The sequence below is a fragment of the Mesorhizobium sp. M7A.F.Ca.MR.148.00.0.0 genome, from assembly GCF_003997735.1.
Classification (GTDB): domain Bacteria; phylum Pseudomonadota; class Alphaproteobacteria; order Rhizobiales; family Rhizobiaceae; genus Mesorhizobium.
Genome location: NZ_RZTB01000023.1, coordinates 38,085 through 54,537, shown reverse-complemented (window position 1 = coordinate 54,537; position 16,453 = coordinate 38,085). Strand labels below are relative to the sequence as shown.

Annotated in this window: 27 protein-coding genes and 1 pseudogene; 15 read left to right on the top strand and 13 right to left on the bottom strand. The window is 61.1% G+C overall.

Annotation, left to right across the window (positions count from 1 at the left end; genetic code table 11):
* Positions 1–97: 97 nt before the first annotated feature.
* Positions 98–225 (bottom strand): annotated as a pseudogene (locus EOB49_RS37550) (recombinase family protein); the annotation flags it as partial.
* Between EOB49_RS37550 and EOB49_RS11940 the strand changes: the two are divergent.
* The 4 genes from EOB49_RS11940 to EOB49_RS11925 all read left to right on the top strand — a co-directional run bounded on the left by EOB49_RS11940 (position 224) and on the right by EOB49_RS11925 (position 2,471).
* Positions 224–562 carry a hypothetical protein gene (locus tag EOB49_RS11940; RefSeq protein ID WP_127381096.1) on the top strand — a complete coding sequence of 113 codons (339 nt, stop codon included), beginning with the start codon at positions 224–226 and terminating at the stop codon, positions 560–562. The pseudogene EOB49_RS37550 and the gene EOB49_RS11940 overlap by 2 nt on opposite strands.
* Before the next feature lie 194 nt (positions 563–756).
* Positions 757–1,170: a hypothetical protein gene (locus EOB49_RS11935; RefSeq protein ID WP_127381095.1), complete on the top strand. Its 414-nt coding sequence runs from the start codon at positions 757–759 to the stop codon at positions 1,168–1,170.
* Between the two features lie 111 nt (positions 1,171–1,281).
* Entirely contained in the window at positions 1,282–2,091 is an 810-nt protein-coding gene (locus EOB49_RS11930; protein WP_127381094.1) for a glycosyltransferase family 25 protein, read from the top strand.
* A gap of 20 nt (positions 2,092–2,111) precedes the next feature.
* Positions 2,112–2,471 (top strand): hypothetical protein, encoded by a 360-nt coding sequence (locus tag EOB49_RS11925; RefSeq protein ID WP_127381093.1) that lies wholly within the window; start codon positions 2,112–2,114, stop codon positions 2,469–2,471.
* Here EOB49_RS11925 and EOB49_RS36470 read toward each other — a convergent pair.
* The 8 genes from EOB49_RS36470 to EOB49_RS11895 all read right to left on the bottom strand — a co-directional run bounded on the left by EOB49_RS36470 (position 2,447) and on the right by EOB49_RS11895 (position 7,194).
* On the bottom strand, positions 2,447–2,617 hold the full coding sequence (locus tag EOB49_RS36470; RefSeq protein WP_164762637.1) for a hypothetical protein: 171 nt from the start codon (positions 2,615–2,617) through the stop codon (positions 2,447–2,449). The two genes, EOB49_RS11925 and EOB49_RS36470, sit on opposite strands and share 25 nt — an antisense overlap.
* 40 nt (positions 2,618–2,657) lie before the next feature.
* The gene (locus EOB49_RS11920; protein WP_127381092.1) at positions 2,658–2,852 is read right to left on the bottom strand and encodes a hypothetical protein; all 195 of its coding nucleotides are present in this window, start codon (positions 2,850–2,852) and stop codon (positions 2,658–2,660) included.
* Between the two features lie 249 nt (positions 2,853–3,101).
* Complete coding sequence (locus tag EOB49_RS11915; protein ID WP_127381091.1) at positions 3,102–3,530, bottom strand: hypothetical protein; 429 nt, start codon at positions 3,528–3,530, stop codon at positions 3,102–3,104.
* Position 3,531: 1 nt separating this feature from the next.
* Entirely contained in the window at positions 3,532–4,626 is a 1,095-nt protein-coding gene (locus tag EOB49_RS11910; RefSeq protein WP_245472658.1) for a hypothetical protein, read from the bottom strand.
* A 26-nt stretch (positions 4,627–4,652) separates the two neighbouring features.
* Positions 4,653–4,838, bottom strand: coding sequence for a hypothetical protein (locus EOB49_RS36465; protein ID WP_164781652.1), 186 nt, complete (start codon positions 4,836–4,838; stop codon positions 4,653–4,655).
* A gap of 2 nt (positions 4,839–4,840) precedes the next feature.
* Complete coding sequence (locus EOB49_RS11905; RefSeq protein ID WP_127328680.1) at positions 4,841–5,152, bottom strand: hypothetical protein; 312 nt, start codon at positions 5,150–5,152, stop codon at positions 4,841–4,843.
* Positions 5,149–6,273 (bottom strand): hypothetical protein, encoded by a 1,125-nt coding sequence (locus EOB49_RS11900; RefSeq protein ID WP_127381090.1) that lies wholly within the window; start codon positions 6,271–6,273, stop codon positions 5,149–5,151. Before EOB49_RS11900 ends, EOB49_RS11905 begins: the two co-directional genes overlap by 4 nt.
* A gap of 324 nt (positions 6,274–6,597) precedes the next feature.
* Positions 6,598–7,194, bottom strand: coding sequence for a helix-turn-helix transcriptional regulator (locus EOB49_RS11895; RefSeq protein ID WP_164781658.1), 597 nt, complete (start codon positions 7,192–7,194; stop codon positions 6,598–6,600).
* A 93-nt stretch (positions 7,195–7,287) separates the two neighbouring features.
* Between EOB49_RS11895 and EOB49_RS11890 the strand changes: the two genes are divergently transcribed.
* The 11 genes from EOB49_RS11890 to EOB49_RS11840 all read left to right on the top strand — a co-directional run bounded on the left by EOB49_RS11890 (position 7,288) and on the right by EOB49_RS11840 (position 13,378).
* Positions 7,288–7,524 (top strand): helix-turn-helix transcriptional regulator, encoded by a 237-nt coding sequence (locus tag EOB49_RS11890; RefSeq protein ID WP_127328683.1) that lies wholly within the window; start codon positions 7,288–7,290, stop codon positions 7,522–7,524.
* The gene (locus EOB49_RS11885; RefSeq protein WP_127381088.1) at positions 7,493–8,044 is read left to right on the top strand and encodes a hypothetical protein; all 552 of its coding nucleotides are present in this window, start codon (positions 7,493–7,495) and stop codon (positions 8,042–8,044) included. The genes EOB49_RS11890 and EOB49_RS11885 overlap by 32 nt, the downstream gene beginning before the upstream one ends.
* A 50-nt stretch (positions 8,045–8,094) precedes the next feature.
* Positions 8,095–8,343, top strand: coding sequence for a hypothetical protein (locus EOB49_RS11880; RefSeq protein ID WP_127381087.1), 249 nt, complete (start codon positions 8,095–8,097; stop codon positions 8,341–8,343).
* Positions 8,344–8,510: 167 nt separating this feature from the next.
* Positions 8,511–9,413 carry a helix-turn-helix domain-containing protein gene (locus EOB49_RS11875; protein ID WP_127381086.1) on the top strand — a complete coding sequence of 301 codons (903 nt, stop codon included), beginning with the start codon at positions 8,511–8,513 and terminating at the stop codon, positions 9,411–9,413.
* A 4-nt stretch (positions 9,414–9,417) separates the two neighbouring features.
* Positions 9,418–10,110, top strand: coding sequence for a hypothetical protein (locus EOB49_RS11870; RefSeq protein WP_127381085.1), 693 nt, complete (start codon positions 9,418–9,420; stop codon positions 10,108–10,110).
* Positions 10,100–10,525, top strand: coding sequence for a hypothetical protein (locus tag EOB49_RS11865; protein ID WP_127381084.1), 426 nt, complete (start codon positions 10,100–10,102; stop codon positions 10,523–10,525). The genes EOB49_RS11870 and EOB49_RS11865 overlap by 11 nt, the downstream gene beginning before the upstream one ends.
* Positions 10,525–10,845, top strand: coding sequence for a hypothetical protein (locus EOB49_RS11860; protein ID WP_127328689.1), 321 nt, complete (start codon positions 10,525–10,527; stop codon positions 10,843–10,845). The genes EOB49_RS11865 and EOB49_RS11860 overlap by 1 nt, the downstream gene beginning before the upstream one ends.
* Before the next feature lie 90 nt (positions 10,846–10,935).
* Positions 10,936–11,295: a hypothetical protein gene (locus tag EOB49_RS11855; RefSeq protein WP_127328690.1), complete on the top strand. Its 360-nt coding sequence runs from the start codon at positions 10,936–10,938 to the stop codon at positions 11,293–11,295.
* Between the two features lie 3 nt (positions 11,296–11,298).
* Positions 11,299–12,399: an SAM-dependent methyltransferase gene (locus EOB49_RS11850; protein WP_127381083.1), complete on the top strand. Its 1,101-nt coding sequence runs from the start codon at positions 11,299–11,301 to the stop codon at positions 12,397–12,399.
* Complete coding sequence (locus EOB49_RS11845; protein ID WP_127381082.1) at positions 12,396–13,106, top strand: hypothetical protein; 711 nt, start codon at positions 12,396–12,398, stop codon at positions 13,104–13,106. The genes EOB49_RS11850 and EOB49_RS11845 overlap by 4 nt, the downstream gene beginning before the upstream one ends.
* Positions 13,103–13,378 carry a hypothetical protein gene (locus EOB49_RS11840; protein WP_127381081.1) on the top strand — a complete coding sequence of 92 codons (276 nt, stop codon included), beginning with the start codon at positions 13,103–13,105 and terminating at the stop codon, positions 13,376–13,378. The genes EOB49_RS11845 and EOB49_RS11840 overlap by 4 nt, the downstream gene beginning before the upstream one ends.
* A gap of 314 nt (positions 13,379–13,692) precedes the next feature.
* Here EOB49_RS11840 and EOB49_RS11835 read toward each other — a convergent pair whose 3' ends face one another.
* The 4 genes from EOB49_RS11835 to EOB49_RS11820 all read right to left on the bottom strand — a co-directional run bounded on the left by EOB49_RS11835 (position 13,693) and on the right by EOB49_RS11820 (position 16,448).
* Complete coding sequence (locus EOB49_RS11835) at positions 13,693–14,451, bottom strand: hypothetical protein (protein WP_127381080.1); 759 nt, start codon at positions 14,449–14,451, stop codon at positions 13,693–13,695.
* Positions 14,452–14,561: 110 nt separating this feature from the next.
* Positions 14,562–15,416, bottom strand: a complete 855-nt coding sequence (locus tag EOB49_RS11830) for a ParB/RepB/Spo0J family partition protein (RefSeq protein ID WP_127381079.1) — start codon at positions 15,414–15,416, stop codon at positions 14,562–14,564.
* Positions 15,417–15,729: 313 nt separating this feature from the next.
* Positions 15,730–16,263, bottom strand: a complete 534-nt coding sequence (locus EOB49_RS11825; RefSeq protein ID WP_127381078.1) for a hypothetical protein — start codon at positions 16,261–16,263, stop codon at positions 15,730–15,732.
* A complete protein-coding gene (locus EOB49_RS11820) occupies positions 16,260–16,448 on the bottom strand; it encodes a hypothetical protein (protein WP_127381077.1) in 189 nt (62 codons plus the stop codon). Before EOB49_RS11820 ends, EOB49_RS11825 begins: the two co-directional genes overlap by 4 nt.
* Between the last annotated feature and the right edge of the window lie 5 nt (positions 16,449–16,453).

The window sequence follows — 16,453 nt, the reverse complement described above, 5'->3', positions numbered from 1 at the left end:
TTAGCTGCCAAATTCGATAAATCTGCATATGAACAACCCAAGAGCTTCGCGATCTGGGTGGCGCTCTGGCCTTCTTTACAAAGGGACATACCTTAATTCTATCAAACCGCTGCTTTCCGCCTTTGTAGAGACCTTCGGCTTTAGCTTGCTCGATACCATCACGCTGGCGCATTTAATGAACCGCCGCTGCATCTGAGCGACCATGCCAAGCACGGTGAGCACGATGCTGCACGACCTCCTGGCTGCGCGCAACGCACCGAAGCCCGGCAGCTTCATCAGCCTCGACGAGGACCAGAAGCGGGAATACTTCCGCGTGGCCCGCCAGCGTAACCGGGCCAAGGTGCGCGCCACCCCCTCTGTCGCCGCAACCTCTGCCAACATCAATCAGGTGCTCGCCGATGCGGCTCTGATGATCCTTGCCACCGGCGCGCCGGGCGCCGACCAGGTGCGGACCGTGCTTGCCACCATCTTCGCGCAGCGCCCGGGCGTGCCGATTGCGGTTGAGAACAAGGCTAAGCGCGGAAAGCTGAAACCGAAACTCATCGCTAGGAGCAACCCATGAGCCAAACTTTCGGTGGCAAGTTCTACGGGATGATTATGTCTGCCCTAAAACCAGTTCAGTCCTGGATGGGCTATCCCATCAGTCACATTTGCGAGAAGCGCTTTGAAGGCGGTAGACCTACCCTGCGCTCCATGTATTGATGGTCCACGTAATATTGTGAATGAAGCACAGAAAACCGCTGACGAGAGACTGGAATGAGCAAGATTTTGCTAATGGCGTCGATGGCTACCATGCTCATGCTGGCCGACAGCGCACATGCCATAACCCACCATGTCGATCCAAAAGATTACCAGGAATCTTCACAGACATTGGAGGACTGCAAGAAGGAAACCCGATACGGTGAAGATTATTGCATTTGTGCCTACAGAGTTTCCCAAGGTATTTTGCAGAACGGCCCGATCTTTAACATTTTTGTACAGGCCGCTATAAAAAGTAAATCTCAGATAATAAAGTTACGGGACTATACCCTTCAAAGCGACCTTTACGATGAACATAAATTCTCTTCACCACGGGACAAGAGAGAGTACCTCGAAGGGAAGTTCGCCATGTTTACACAGAGATTGCGTAACCAGTGTGTTAGTAGCGGAAAACCCATCAAGTTGTCTTGATTGACGGTGCTGGTTTTAACCAGGGTGCCCGCCTTCCAGGAATAATTCCCCGAGACCAAGAGTGCTTCACAGAAAGTGATCGGCCAGCGAAGCTGTCGATCAGCAAAACGCATGCAATCCTACATCATCAACTTGGACCGCAGCCCAGACAGAATGGGGCGGATGACCGATCGCCTCAACTCGATCGGCCTGAGCTTTCAACGTGTTCCGGCGGTGGATGGACGGCTGCTCAGACACGCTGAGATCTTAGAAGTCAACAAACCTGTCGTTGGCGGGGCCGCGATGACCCCAGAAGAGGTGGGCTGCTTCCTGAGCCACCGCAGGTGCTGGGAGCGGATCGTATCGGGCACGGACGCCTACGGCTGCGTTTTCGAAGACGACATGTTGATATCCAAGCAAGCCGCTCTGTTTCTTGGTGGCGGCACCGATTGGATTCCCCGGGACGCGGACATTGTGAAGATTGAAACAGTCGGCGGAAGAGTGTGGCTTGACCGCGTGGTATCTCCCCTGACCGGCGCCTTCAAACTGGCGCTTCTGCGCAGCTTTCATTTTGGCTCCGGCGGATACATTCTTTCGAGAGCGGCGGCCGAGCGCCTCTTGGCGGTCACAAGAGTATTCTCGGATGCGGTTGATCATGTGAAATTCAACCCCGCCTGCGGAATTGCCACCAGTCTGAAATCCTACCAGGTGATCCCAGCCCTTTGCGTGCAGACAAAGACCTTCTATCCCGAAGGGTCCAGCTTGATCGAAGCGCCGGCGCTCGCCGTCCATAGTGATCCTCGGTTTCCGGAAAACCTGGTGAACAGGCCATGGCTCGAACAAAAGTGCCTGCAGGCGCTTCGACGCGCGGCGCACAGGCTGCTTCGACATCGGCGAATCGAGATCATGTTTGCCGACCAGCCGGGCGCTTTCGGGCGCTGACACCAACGGGAATCTGCCGAATGTTCTTCGTCGATGTGTGGTCAGTCGGGCATGATGAAATCCCGCGAAAGCAGTTTACCCCTGAGCGCATCCAACGCGAGGGCCGATTCAGCAGCTTCGAGGCGTCCGCCAACCCGGTGATCGCCAAAGCCATAACGGCGTTGCTGGATAAGAAAAACGGCCTGCTCGAGACCTACCTGCCGGAGAGCCACAAGGGAAAGCTCGAACCGGAAGGCACGCGCGGCCCGGCCTTCTCTGGCTACCCCTGGACTTATGTCCGCCTCACCGAACGCTTCATCAACGCCACGTCACGGGGATCAACTTGCGTTTGGGACATGTCCAACTGCGCTATCCATCACTGCCCCGCGATGTTGGTGTGAGTGGTGACGATTTTCGCGCCGCCGTCGGCGCGACCAGGATCCGAGGCGAGGGGCGCGAGCCTGAAATAGTCGAGCGCGGCCTCGGAGACTGCGCGCTCTGCAAGCTCCTCGATCGACCGGCCTTTCTCGGTCGAAATAGAGCGCATGTAGCTGCCGTCTTCTCGTCGACAAGAGAAATGACGGGCATCACTCGCCACCCTCACCAAGCCTGCGCGGCCGGGCCTTGGTGATCAGCACCAGCTCGCCACCGGGATAGACCAGCTCGACCTGCTCGTTGCGGCCGATCCCGTCGAAGATCGCTTGCAGGTGGCTCGCCAGCTTCTCGTTGGTGCGCTCAAGCAGGTCCATCTTCGCCTGCGTCTGCGCATGAACTATCTGCATCTGAGGTCGGAAAGGCGCGGGGGATGCGTGATTTGGTCAGCCATTCAGTTTCTCCTCGATGTAGTTGAGACGTTCCCGCATTTCGGCGATGAACCTTGTGACGGTGTCTGGGTCTTCCTTCTGGTCGACGTCCACCGGAGCCGTCGACAAGGTGTCGTGCGACCATTTCAGGGGGGCACCAGGGAGATGCCGGCGCAGCGCCGTGCAAAGTCGATCACCTTCATGCCAGCATCGCCGGAAAGGAGCGCATCACCGGAACCCTCGATTGAGCTTAAGGAGTGGCCTCGACCGCAGCTTTTGACCGGGGATCTTCCTCTTCGGCTTTTTCTGGCCGGCGCGCCCCTCGAGGCGCTTGAGCTTGGCGATCTCGGGCACGTCGACATTGGCTGTCTTGATGCCGTGGGTCGGCTTGTTGAGGGCGATGATGAAATCCAGGGCGCACGATGGCGGGATCGTATCCTTGGCCTGCTCGTCCCACCGTCGCCGTTGGAGCGCAGGATCGTGATCGAACTGAACGCCGTCGAGAGGATTGAGCCGGGCGCCACCGGGTTCCTTGCCCAACTGGCGCACGACGATCTCTAGCTTTTCCTTGGTCGTAAGTTGCCGCGGCCGCCACTTCACGGGAGGACCGAGAACCTGGGCGCCGTGGTCGGCAAGGGTTGCGATGCGGCCGGCCATGTCAGCCGCCGTGCGAGGAGATGGCAGTCAGGCGACGCGCCTTGATCTGGTCCGCCAAACTGCGGCTGTCCGCGTCGTTCTGGAAGCGAGCTTCCACGTCGAACTCGGTCCAGATATCCTCGACCTCGGCTTCGCTCTGGGTGCTGATGAGCCCGATCTGCAAGTCCTCGAAGAACTTGCCGTAATTGAATGCCTTGCCTTGGCCGTAGTCGAATGGCTCGCGTTCCGCCACCTCGGCGCCGTCGTGCATCCCCTCGACGTCCTTGTCGAAACCGTTGTCGGGAATGGTGTCGATGCCGGTGGGCGCATCCGGGCTCGGCGGCTTGGGAGGCGATGGCGGTATGAGCCTCGCCTTGGGTGCGGGCTCGTCGTCGTGTTCGATCAGATCGCCGGCGATCTCGCGGGCCTCGAACTCGTCGCGGACGCCGCCAAGAACGTCGCCAAATAGCTCGCGCAGACAGAAGCCACCAGCTCGCCATTGCTTCATCCGCTTGGGATGGCGGAACCACGAGGAATCGTTGGGGACCTCGCCCCACACCTTCTTGCCGTCGATCCATGTGGTGCCGCGACGGGTCGGGCGCTCGTCCCAAAGGCCGGCTTGCTTAGCGTCGGCGACTGAATAGGCCTCGACCTTCATTTCGCCGGTGTCGGCGCGCACCGCCTTGCACCAGCCGATCGTTCGTTCGTCGACGGTGTTCATCTGCGCGACCACGTCCTTCGACAGGCCGAGATTGAGGAGCGCTTCCTTCGTCGCGTCGCGCAGGTAGCCCAGCTCCACCGACTTCGCTCTGCCCGACTTGCGAACGACGTTGATCAGCCCGTCGCCGTAAAGCGCTGGCTTGCCGCCGATGACGGTGAAGGACCGAAGCGCCACCATTGGCGGCAGGCCGCGTTCCGCGCCCGACATGATGACGATCGCGACGGCGCTCGTGCCCTTCTTGCCCCAACGCTTCCAGGCGTCGTCGCCGGCGTCCTCGGCCGGCTCTCTGCCGACAAGCGCCTGTGGTGCTAACCCGGCCTCAACGATCATGGTCGAGAGACGCCACGTTTCCTCGATCGACTGAGGGATGATGGCGCTGATCGCGCCGCCGACCATAAGAGCCGGTATCTGTGCCCGTTCGTTCATTTCCAATCCTCGGGGTTCCAGTGGTTGACGCGCCAGGTGTGGCGCATTGCGTCGTGTTCGATCCGCACCGCGTTCCATGCGAACCAGAGGGCGGACCGGATTTCGCGCTGTAGCGTCCCGAAGAAGGCCACGAGGCTTACCGGCAGCCAGAGGGCGACGATTGCGAGGCGCACCCAGCTCATGGCTACTTGTCCACGTCGTCGAAGATCGACCGGTTGCCGTTCTCGTCGAGCAGTGTGCCGTCGGGCGACCACTGGTGCTGGCCGTTCGGATGCTTGGCCGTGCGCTGCTCGTCGGTCCGCACGTCGGGGCGGGTGACTGCCACCTTTGCCATGTCCGAGTGGTCCTTGACCTCGGCCACCGTGACGCTGACTTCCCGGCCGCGCATGGGGACCATGACGCGCTGTCCGACGGCGACGTCGAAGGCGCCGGCAAAGAAATCATAGGTTTTGTCGCTCTCGCCGAATTTCACGGCGACGATCTTCTGGTCGGTCATGCTGCCCTCTTGTCGGGAATGCGATCCATGCCGGCTGGCAGGATGGCGTCTTTGTTGCGAGCGATGCGGCCGGCGATCTTCTCGACCGCCTCCCGCACCTCTGGTTCGTCCTTCAAGGCCGCGACCAGCGCGTCGTAATCGGTGATGTTCGCGACCCAGAAGGTGTGGAGCGACACCTTGGCGCCGGTCCTGCCGGAGAAGACCGGACGGGCCTGCGCTTCACGATCGGCGTCTGCTACCCGCTGGATCAGCCGCTTGGCCTCGGCCTCGGCTTCGATAAGGTTGGCCTCCTGCTGGCTCTCCTGTTCGAATGAAGCCGCAAGGCCTGGCGGCGTAGCGATGGCATTGCGCCGCGCGCTTTCTTCCTCGGCGGCGCGGGCGGCATCCGCCATGCGCTGCGCCGCCGCTTCGGCCTCGCGCCGAATGCGGTCGGCTTCCTCACGGGCCTTGCGCTGGCGTTCCTGCTCCAGCCGATCCAGTTCTTTCAGCCACGCCTCGCCGTGCTTTTTCAGCTTCTTGGCGAGTTCCTTTGCATCGGTGCGCACGTCGCGCCATTTGTCGTCGACGGCGTTGCCGCCATCCAGCCAAGGGCGCTTCTCGACGTTGAACTGTTCATCGGCCTTGGTGGCGATGCCGGCGAGGCGCTTTGCCCAAACCCCGGCCTGATCGGCCTGCTCCTGAGTGGCGATCGCTTTCTTGAGGAAACCTTCGACCGTCTCCTTCTCGGCAGAGAGTTCAGCGGCCAGGTCCTTGTGCAGGTCCCCGGTCTTGGCCGGAAGGTTGTGATCCTTCGCCACCGACGGCGGCTCATCTGGCCATGCGCCACCGGCCAACACCGAATGATAGAGCGTTTCGGTGATCGGGTTGCGGCAGGCATAGTTCCAGACTTTGTCGGCCTCCGCTTCCTTGTCGCCCTGCAGGCAGTTGACCTTGCCCGACGCGTCGCGCCAGATGGCAACGGGAACCAGGGGCGCGTCCTTGTACGGACGGTTCCTGAAAAATCCTGACTCCGGGCTATCGGCCGAGGGGGCGAGCAGAAGCAGCTGATCATGGGTCAGCTCGCGATATCCGCCGGCCAGTTTCAAAGCCTGACGCCACCATGCATATTGGTCCGCCGTCATCCGTTTGTATCCTTTTGCGTTACACGTGAAACCAATTTGGCACCACCTTGGGCGCAGCAAAGCGGTCGTGGGTGCGGTCTGCGGTCAGATTGGGGAGACCCGACCGAGTTGGTGCTGGGCGTGGTATGCGGGGGTGAGGGCACCAACCCGGCCGGGAGCACGCAGATACTCGACACCAGACCGCAAGCCATGATGGAGAAATACAACCAGGGGGAACTGGGCCATCGGTCTAGCGATCCTTCTGCGTGAAGTAACCGTAACCGATTTGGTGCACTTTGCAAGGGGTTGTAGCCAAAATGGTTACAACGCGGGTAAAAAATCAGATCACAAAGTGGAAATCCTGAGGCGGGCGCGGCCAACGACCTTCAAATCCGCCGGATTAACGGTCTCATTGTTCGCAGCGCTGGTGTCGCTGTGGACCTGTACGGTGCCAGAAGTCATGGGGGAAAGGTACCGCCACTGCACTACGCCGGCAATATCGAGGGCATAAAGGCCCGGTCGATTCGGCTGTTTGTCATCCGTATCGATGACAAGCGCATCCCCTTTGGTTACAAGTCCGTTGGCCTGGTACGCGTCGACCATCATGAATCGAAGGTTGTGCGCCGACACGTCTGGCACCATCCGCTCCAGGAAGGTGGTGTCGATTGCAAGCGCGGGTGATTCCGGCCTTGGCTCATTGCCTTTGAGGATCTCGAACACGCTGTTGAACTTAGCCAGATCAATCTGCGCAAGCTCCGGAAACAACAGCTCTTGCGGCGTGCAGTCGAGATATGGAGCTATTTTCTCAGCCCACTTTGCAGACAGTTTCCGCTCATCCTCTTCCATGCGGCCGAGGTGCTGACGGGTGACGCCAACGCGTCGCGCAAGCTCAGCCTTGCTGATGCCCTTCTTCTCGCGGAAATGCCTGATGCCATTGCTCATACCGAGTCGGTACCGCAAATTAATTGGCGGCGAAACTGTGCCAATCTGGTTACAAACCTTGACGTGTAACCAGATTGGTGCGAAGTCGAGCACATGGAAGCTGATCATCCCTTGAAGAAGTGGCGCGTCGAGCGCGATCTGAGTGCTGCCGCGGTTGGGCGGAAAATCGGTTGTACCCGACTTTCCATCGACCGCTACGAAAGCGGCAGGATGCCCAAGCAACCATATCTGGACCGCATCGTCGTTATGACCGACGGGGCGGTGACGGCAAGCGACTGGTTGGGCAAGGAGGCTGCTGATGTCGTTGCGAAGCGACAGGCTTCGGCCTAGCCCGAGATACAATCAACAAGTTGCCTCTATCCGTCCGAAGCCGGTCGGCATTCTCGACCACGCCCCAGGCCGCGAGGCCTATGGGTATCCAGGTATCCTCGTCGCTCATCTGCAGCCTCCTTACACCGGGGGCAACTATGACGCGGAAATCGTTGGAGGTGTCCGACAGGGCATCCGAGAATCCCGACTGTTCGTCGTTCCTTCTCCTGTTGTTCGTGAGGAATCGATGCAAGACATTGCAGCTGAACTACAAGACGTGGTCTTCAAGGCCGCGGGTCCGATCAAACCGGGCATGGGCATAAAAGCGCAGATCAATGCCGCCTGCGACAACCTGGGCTATCCGCGCGGCCATTGGCGCGTGCGAGAGGCCTGGTATGGCAATGCTTCCAACTGGAACGGCAAAGCCATTTTCGAACTTCTCGGTAGGTACAACCGGCTCTGCCAGAAGGCAGGTTCCACGCTGGTGCCGGCTAACGATCCCTTGGCCGATGCCACGAGGACGACGGCGAAAGCCGAGTGACGCACTGTTGATTTCCTCCCGGAATAACTTGGCCCTATGCAGTCGCGCCAATGTTTCAAGCCGAAACATTTGGAGAGGAATTAAATAAAATGCAGCAGACGGACGTCGGGCCTCGGTTGAACGGCGAAATAAAGGTTGTGATGGCCGAATTTTGCACAACGGCCAGAAGTATCGGAAGCGCCGCAGCGGAGCGGGCGGCAACGGTGCAACTGGTGGCTGCAGCGGCATATCTCGGAGAGACCGTCGGCCCTGCTATGACCAAGCAAATCCTGTCGGCTGTGATTGCGTCAATTGGGTAGACACTGAACTAACACTGAACGGCAATACCATTTGTAACTTGTAGGCATTGCCGCTCCTCACGCTGAGAGAGCGACATGTACGTGGAAAAACAAAAAGAAGCGGGGTCAGGTAATCCGTGGCGGCGCTGCGGATATGCCTGCGCGCCGTCCACCCATGGTGCCGGGGCATGAGCCACGCTGCAACCAATTGGGCCATAACTCAGCGCGGATTGAAGCCTGCGACCAGGGTCGTCCTGTGGCACCTCTGCGACCGCCACAACCCCGATCTTGGCTGCTTCCCCTCCCAGGACAAACTTGCCTACGATTGCGAGATGTCGCGCTCTGCTCTCAACGAGCATCTCAAGATCCTGGAGCGCATCGGCCTTATCCGCCGCGAGCAGAATATCAACCCCCGCACCAAGCAGCAGGAGAACACGCGCTACCGGTTCTCGTTCGAGGCCGACTTCGTCGCGGCACAAGATGTGGTGGTGCCGAGTCCGGAATCCGGACACGGAGCCGTGTCCGGAAAACAGGCAAAGCCGTGTCCGGAAAATGCCAATAGCCGAGTCCGGAATCCGGACACTAACCTTGTAAGAGAACCAGTAAGAGAACCACCAGGGCGCGCTGACGCGCGAGGGGGGAGGGATTTCAATATTTTGTGGGATTCATGGCCGGAGAAGATGCGGCCAGATAGCCGGGAAGCGGCTGCCAAGATATTCGCCACCCTCGGAGCTGACAGCTGGGCGATGGCGATTGCGACGGCTGGGACCTACCGAACGGCCATGATCCTTCGGAAGGAAAAGCCCCACATGATCCCGTTTCTGAAAAAGCAGCTGTTCCTGGAGTTCCATGGCGGGCCGCCGATCGACAAGGACGGAGATTTCGTCATCACGCCTGAGCGGCCCGAGTGGGGCGAATGGCTGGGCTCCATCCGTCGCCAGTATGGCGACAGGGGCGTGGAAAGCTCGATTAAGTGTCGTCGTCTGGTGAGGAAAACACGGTGGCCGAGCGATCTTTCGCTTGCCCAAAGTGTAACCAAAATGGCAACAGCTGTAACTGAAACGGCACCTGCTTCGACGGCTCGGGATTGATTGAATGGCACGTCTCTTTCTCGACACCCCGGCGGAAAAGGAGAAGCGGATTGACCGCTTCATCGAGCACATGCGGCACGCCGAGGGCGTCTTCTTCGCCAGCGACAAGCGCGGCCTGCCTTCGCCTCGCGACCTGCTCTGGCTGCTCTTCGCCGACGCCGTCGACACGCAACGCCAGATGCAAAACGTCGAGCGTCGCATGGTCTCACGGGTCGGGTCGGCCATGCCTTCGTCGCGGGAGACCGAGGGCGAAGCCTTTATCCGGGAGCGGTCGCGCCTCGCAGACGGCATGCCCCAATACGACACTTCCGAGGTTCGGATCGTGGTTCACCAGTCGGCCGCCGACCGGATGGTCGACATCATGGACCTCCTGCGCTTCGTGCGGGCCGGGCGGCAGGGGCAGGACGCGCTGCGCTACAAGCGCACCTTCCTCGCTCACGCCGGCGGCAACGGCCCGGAGTTCTGCACCCGCGTCTGGGACAAGCACCGCGTCGACATCATGTCGAGGCAGTCGCTGCACGACGTCAAGAGCCGAGTGCTGGGTCAGATCCTCGCTGGCATCGAGCAGGAATTCGGGCTGGTCCGCACCACCCGTGGTTTCCGTCGTCTGACGGTCCGCGAAATCGAGCGGCGCCGGAAGGAACGCAAACGCGAGGAAAACCGTCGCCGGCGCGAGGCACAAGAAAATGCCGGTTGATATCGCCATGCCTCGCAACCTGGTGGAGCGCCGCAAGAACTTCGGTTATGCCGCGGTCTGCGCCGTCGGCTTCGATGCCGATCCTGGTGTGTTCCGTCTCGCCCCGGCCGAGAACATCGAAGCTCTTCTCCCCCAGCTGCAACCCGGCCGATGGGAGAGGCTTCACTTCGCGAAAGTCGTCTGGACGCCGGGTCTGCCGGTGGCGCGCACCCTTGTGCTGGCGGCCGAGCGGTTCCTGGCGAACGTCCATCTCGGGCAGCACTGGTATCGCTCCAGCCTCGAAACGCTCACCGCCGTGCTCCTGGCCGAGGCTGCCGCGCTGCGCTCGGCCGTCTGGTCCCATGCCGAGCTGCTCGCACGTCTCAAGGCGCAGGCCGATCGTGAAGCTGACCGGTTTGCGGCGGGGGTCATCTGATGTTCCCGACCGCTGATCAGATCGCCCTGGCCATCGTCACGGCCTGCCGGCTTGCTGAGACGAGTCCAGTCCTGACGGCGCTCGGCCAAGTCGCGCAGCGCGAGGCGCGCGGGCGGCATCTGGCTTTCGCAGCTCTGACCGAAGCGTTCCCCGACGCTCGTAAGATCGGGATCGCCAGATGTTGCGGCTACGGCAAAGGGATGGCGGCTGCGCCTGGCAACCTTCCGACATACCGCAAAACCGCGTGGTGGCGTGACGATTGGATCGACGAGATCGTCGGCGCCGTCGTCGCCGAGCAATACGGCGAGCAAGCCCGATGATCGTCCGCCTCTCCCGTTTCATCCGCCGTCTTCGCGGCCGCGCAATTCCGCGCGTCTCGTGTCGCGGCATTCACCTGAGGATCAACTGACATGGACAATATGCCCACCGTACAAATTCCCGGTAGCGAGGTGCTGGAAGTGGAGCAAGACCTCTCGCAGGCCGTCGACGAGGAATTGGCCCGCGACACGAGCGAGGTGAAGCCCACTGTTCGCAACATGATCGCCAACACCGGCATATCGCTGAAACGCCTTGTCGATCAGATGCGCACCAAGGAAACCGAGCTGGAGGCGGTCAAGGCCGCCGCGACGGTTGAGTTCGAGCGCGTCATCGCTCAGGCGAAACTGGTGCGCGACAATAGCCACCAAGAGACCGATGCCGATCTTCACCAGATCAGGACGACACTCGAGGTACTCGATCCCGCCCGGGCCAAGCTGGCGGAAATGGCATAAGCCATGGATGCCGTTGTCCCCTTTGACGCCTCCGGACTCGCTCAGGTGATCGAGCGAGCTCGAATGCTGTTCGACGACGGCGACGTCGCATCGGCGCGCATGCTGGCCTCTGGAGCCTATGACCAGGCGAAGGCGGCAGGCAGCTATGCTACGCGCTTTCATGCCGGCGAACACCTGATCACCAAGGCGCGGCGGCTCCAGGCTGACGCGCTGATCATCGAGGCCCGCGCCAAGATCACGATCGCCACCGAATGGTCGGCCGCTCAGGAATCGGGCGAGGCGTCGAAGGGCGGGCGACCGAAGAAAACCGTTCCATCTGAGAACAGTTTTACAGCGGCCGAGGCAGGACTGACGCGAAGGGAAATCCACGAGGCCCGCAAGCTGGCCGACGCGGAACGCCGGGATCCTGGCATCGTCGAGCGCGCCATCGCCGGCCGTGTCGCTGCTGGACTCGAGCCGAGCCGGGCAAACCTGCGCGTGGCGATCGGCACGGACAGCGCCAGCGGCGCCGAGCGCGGCAACAATCTCTACGAGACCTGCCCGGAAGCCATGCACACACTCCTGGCGCTGGAGACCTTCGGCGGTCGCATCAAGGAACCGGCGTGCGGCCGGGGCGCGATCTCGCGCATGCTGGAGGCGGCCGGCTATGACGTCGTACTCTCCGATCTCGTTGACTATGGTACGCACGATCGCCATGGCGTCCTGCAGACCGTGCAGGACTTCGTCACCAGTGAGGCAGGCGACGACTGCGACGATATCGCCACCAACCCGCCCTACGGCTCGGTACTCAACGCTTTCGTCGCGCACGCGCTGCGCGTCCATCGGCCGCCGAAAATGGCGCTGCTGCTCAACCTGAATTTCCTCTGCGGCTTCGACGATCCGGACCGCAACTACGCCATGGACGAGTGCATGCCGGCGCGCGTCCACGTCTTCTCCCGCCGCCTGCCAATGATGCATCGCGACGGCTGGGACGGAAACGAGGCCAATAGCCGGATGAATACGGCTTGGTTCGTCTGGGAGCAGAACCTCGTCGGCGAATATGCCGGTCCGACGGTCATTAATCGCGTCGACTGGAAGGACTATCAGCCGGGAGCTGCCGCATGAAGCACACCCGCTCCCTCGCCGAAATCGAAATCCGCCAGAAGGTCGTCGCTCGATTCCGCGAGCTGTGGCCCGACGCCCGGATCATTCACGAGATGAACGTGGAGGGCGGCGCGGCGCGCGCTGACGTCGTCGCAGTTCAGCCTGACCGGGTCTGGATTTGCGAGATCAAATCCGAGCGCGACACGCTCTCACGGCTGCCCGACCAGGTGAAGTTCTTCGGGCCTTCCTGTCACGGCCTGATCATCGCCGCGCACGCGAAATGGACGACAAGCCCCGGCATGTCGGAGCCGCACCCGAAACATGGCTACCGCACGACGATTCCGAGCAAGATTGACGACTCTCTCACTGGCGTAAGCCGTCGCCTCTACGACCTCTGGACCTATCCCGAGCCGGTGCTGACCAGCGGGCGCCACTGGAGCGCACCCTTCTCCGCGCAGGTGCCTTGGTATCACCGGATGATCCACCTGCTCTGGAGCGACGAGATCCGCGCCGTTGCCGGCGAGCACCGTATCGCCTGCACCTCGAAAACATCTGGGTCGAAGCTGGCGAAAGACCTCTCCCAACTGATGAACGGCCGAGAGATCGAGCGCGCCGTCTGCAAGCAGCTCCGCGCCCGCACGTTCGCCGAGGCAGACGAGCCCATCTTCGTCGATCGAAAGATCGTTCCCCCACACCCGAACTCGGTGCGCCAGGAGAGCATACTTTGAACCATTTCGCGGGCTTCACCACGCCGGTCTTCGGCGGTCATCACGCCATGCTGCGCTTTGCCGAGGATGGCCAGGCCGAGCCCGTGCTTGCTCCTGGCGGCAAGCCGGCGGTCTTCCCGACCGAGCTAGAGGCATGGAAGGCTGTCACCCAGAACCTGCTGCGCTACATCAATGGGCATATGAGGCGGGACGGGGAAACCATCACCAGCGCGCGCGACGCAGCAGAGCGCATCTTTCGCAAAGGCCGGGTTATCCCGGTGGAGCACCGATAGACATGACCGGAAAAAACGGTTTCAGCGAGGGCTGGGCAACGAGGCGCGCTGACGGGACGCCTCACTATTTCCGCCGCGACGGAGTGGGACTCGCCCGCTCCGTTTGTGGTGCGCAGGACGCTCCCGCCGGCTGGCTATCGATAGCGATCAGCTCGCGATGCTGCGAGCGGTGCGCAAGGTTGAGGGATAAGGAACTCTCGAAATCATGCGCCGTGCCACCAGTGGCGGGCAAGGACGAGCGCGGCGGCCATCGGGCGTGTGATGGTAAGGTCGGCGACTGACGCTCGCTGCGGGCCAGCTTTAAAGCCGATCGGCTAGGTGTCTCGGTGGGTACTCTGATCAGCCTCTTTCGCTTCGGATTGATCCTCATTTTTAAGCGGCAAAACACCATCCCCTGAGTTCAGCAACATGGAAGAAAGATACCGCTTCCGGGCTTCGCTCCGACGGCGCTCCAGTATCATTGAGAGGGATGCGGCAGCGAGCGCAGCCCCCACTGCGATCGCAGCTGGTATCAGAAACGCTGGGAGTTGCGAAATAGGCAGCTCGGTTCCGTCTTTCCTGCTCGCAATCAATGCGGCGCCGGTGGTGCCAGCTGTAACTACTCCCAAGGTGAGCCCCATCAGCCAGGAAAATTGCGCGCGCTTCCCATCCAACGTTCCGGGCAAGGCGCCCGATAGTCCCGAACGGCCGGACGGCTTCTCCGGGAGACGTAAAGTTAGAAGTTTCTCGCAATAGCCCTCTTTGACCTCTGCGGAAATAAAGTTGGAATCCATCACTTCCTTGACGAGGTCGGCCGCCAGCTCGTCCGGCCCATACAGCTCCTTTGCGTTAACGCCATACCTCCGCGCTGTGGCCGATGTCAGAGCCTCAACGACCTCCACTGAAGGCACTTTCCCTTCTGGAATGCCGCCCCTCACAGCGTAGACAATCTCTCGATTGGCCGCAGTGAGGCGCTGGCTTTGTTCTTTGGCTTCTTTGTTGGAGAATATTTTCTGCGTTATCCAAGCGACTATAATGCCGCTAATAATGCTGCCGCCAATACCGCTGATCCACGGGTTGTTAAGCCATTCCATCTGATGCCCTCCGCTGTCTATTGGCTATAGCGAAGTAGAGCGGCAATGCAAACGGCCGCCGCGATGATCTCCCTGCCACAGTCGCTGGCGAGGGCCAGCGGTGCGGATTCCTACACCAGCATGGAACGGGCATGCGCCTGGCGCAGCTGAGCCTCCATGGTGCGGATGGTGCGCGACGCCGCTGCCAGCGTGTCGGCCCACTTGTCGGCTTTGGTGGGATCGACCGATTTCAAAGCGATGCACTCGCCATCTTTGAAGCCGCCGGAGATCGCGGTGATGATCCGCTCGACCGTCCTCTCCATCCTGCTCATGGCGGCGATATCGTCCTTCGACGGCTCGGCGCGCTGCTCGCTGTCGAACATGCCGCCTTGCTCTTCCCGGTCGCGTGCGGACTGCGCGGCAGCTCTCACGCCCGACCAGTCTTTCAGCTTCCCGCTGGTGAACAGCTTCACGATCTGCAGCTGATCGCGCTTGGGAAGGTCGATCAGATAGTTTGCGTGGCCGAGCGGGAACTGATTGCTGTCGACCAAGCTCTGGATGGTCTCATCCAGATTGAGCAGTGCCGTGCGAGCGGTGATGCGCGCCGTCTGCACGCCGATATCCTTCGCCAGCTTCTCGATCGTCCAGCCGCGGTCGAGCATGGCCTGGAACGCCCGGGCCTCTTCCATAGCCTTGATGTCGGCGCGGGCGAGGTTTTCCACGATCGCCTGCAGCGCCATTTCGTTGTCGTCGATCTTGACGACCTCGCAGAGAATGTCGGCCGACTCGATGAGCTGGTGAGCGCGCCAGCGGCGCTCACCACCCACGATCATGAATTTGCCGTCGACCGGGCGAACCGTGATGGCTTGGATAAGGCCGCGCTCCCGGATCGATTCTCCCAGCTCGCGAAGCTTCACCGGGTCGAAGTGCTTGCGGGGCTGGTTAGGGTTCGGGATAACCTGGTCGAGGGGGATGCGCTTTTTCATGGTCTTGGTCTCCGTGGTAGGGAATTTCTTAGCAACATCAACAACTTAGCTTGTAACCAAATCGGGTGCAAGTGCATTACAGCCAAATGTTTCAGGAGGTAGTTAGGAGATCAGCGCAAGATCGTGCTACATGGGGGATGTTCCCCCCCCCCAACATTTTCAATGAGATCGAACTATCGCGTTTCTTGCGATCCAGCCTTCGAGACGAGCTGGAGCGAATGCGCGCCTTGCTAGACGAACTTGCCAATCTCCGGATGGAAATCAGGGACGCAGCCGCAATCCGCGCTCATTTTCGGGCAGGCGCCACTGTAGCTTAGCCGTTAGCCTGGCCCTCGGCACTGGCAATGGCGGTGCGAACCGTGCGCTCCTCCACGAAGGTCGCGCCGACCTTGCACTTGTTCATGTTGCGGTGGTTGAGCCCGCGCCGCCACGCCTGAATTTCGGCCCACGCCAGTCTGACTGCCGCCAGCAGATCGGGGCGCGCTCGTTCTCGCTGGATGGCTGCGCGAATGCCGGCGAGTATGTCGGCGATCCCCTCCTGTGTCTCGTCATCCTCGAACCCGCTGATGAACGATTCCGCCTGGGTGAGCGCGTCGACGGTATCGCAGGCGTGGTCGGGCCCGGCCTCCGGCTGGCGGCTTTCAAGCAGGGCAGAGAGCTGCGCGAAATTAGCATCCGGCATGCGGAGCGCTTCCCGGGCAGGATCCTCCAGGAACGCGCCCATCTGATCGCGCTCGGAGGCCTCGGCCGTTCCCCAATTCTGGTCGGCGACGCCGGCGTTGATCAGGTCGTATCCGTCCAGGCTGAGCAGGATGCGCAGCGCGTTGTGGAACCGGGCCGCGGTCATGCCGCCACCGGCTCGATACGGGCCTTCTTGTAAATGGCCGGCTTCATGAATTTCTTGGCCTTATCGAGCGCGGTCTGCGCCGCCTGCTCGCTCGGGAACTGTTCGGCCCGGTCCATGCTGTAAGCCCAGATGGTGCCGCGCAACGGCCACTTCTCGCCGTTGTGATTGACGGTAACGATGAACATTGTTC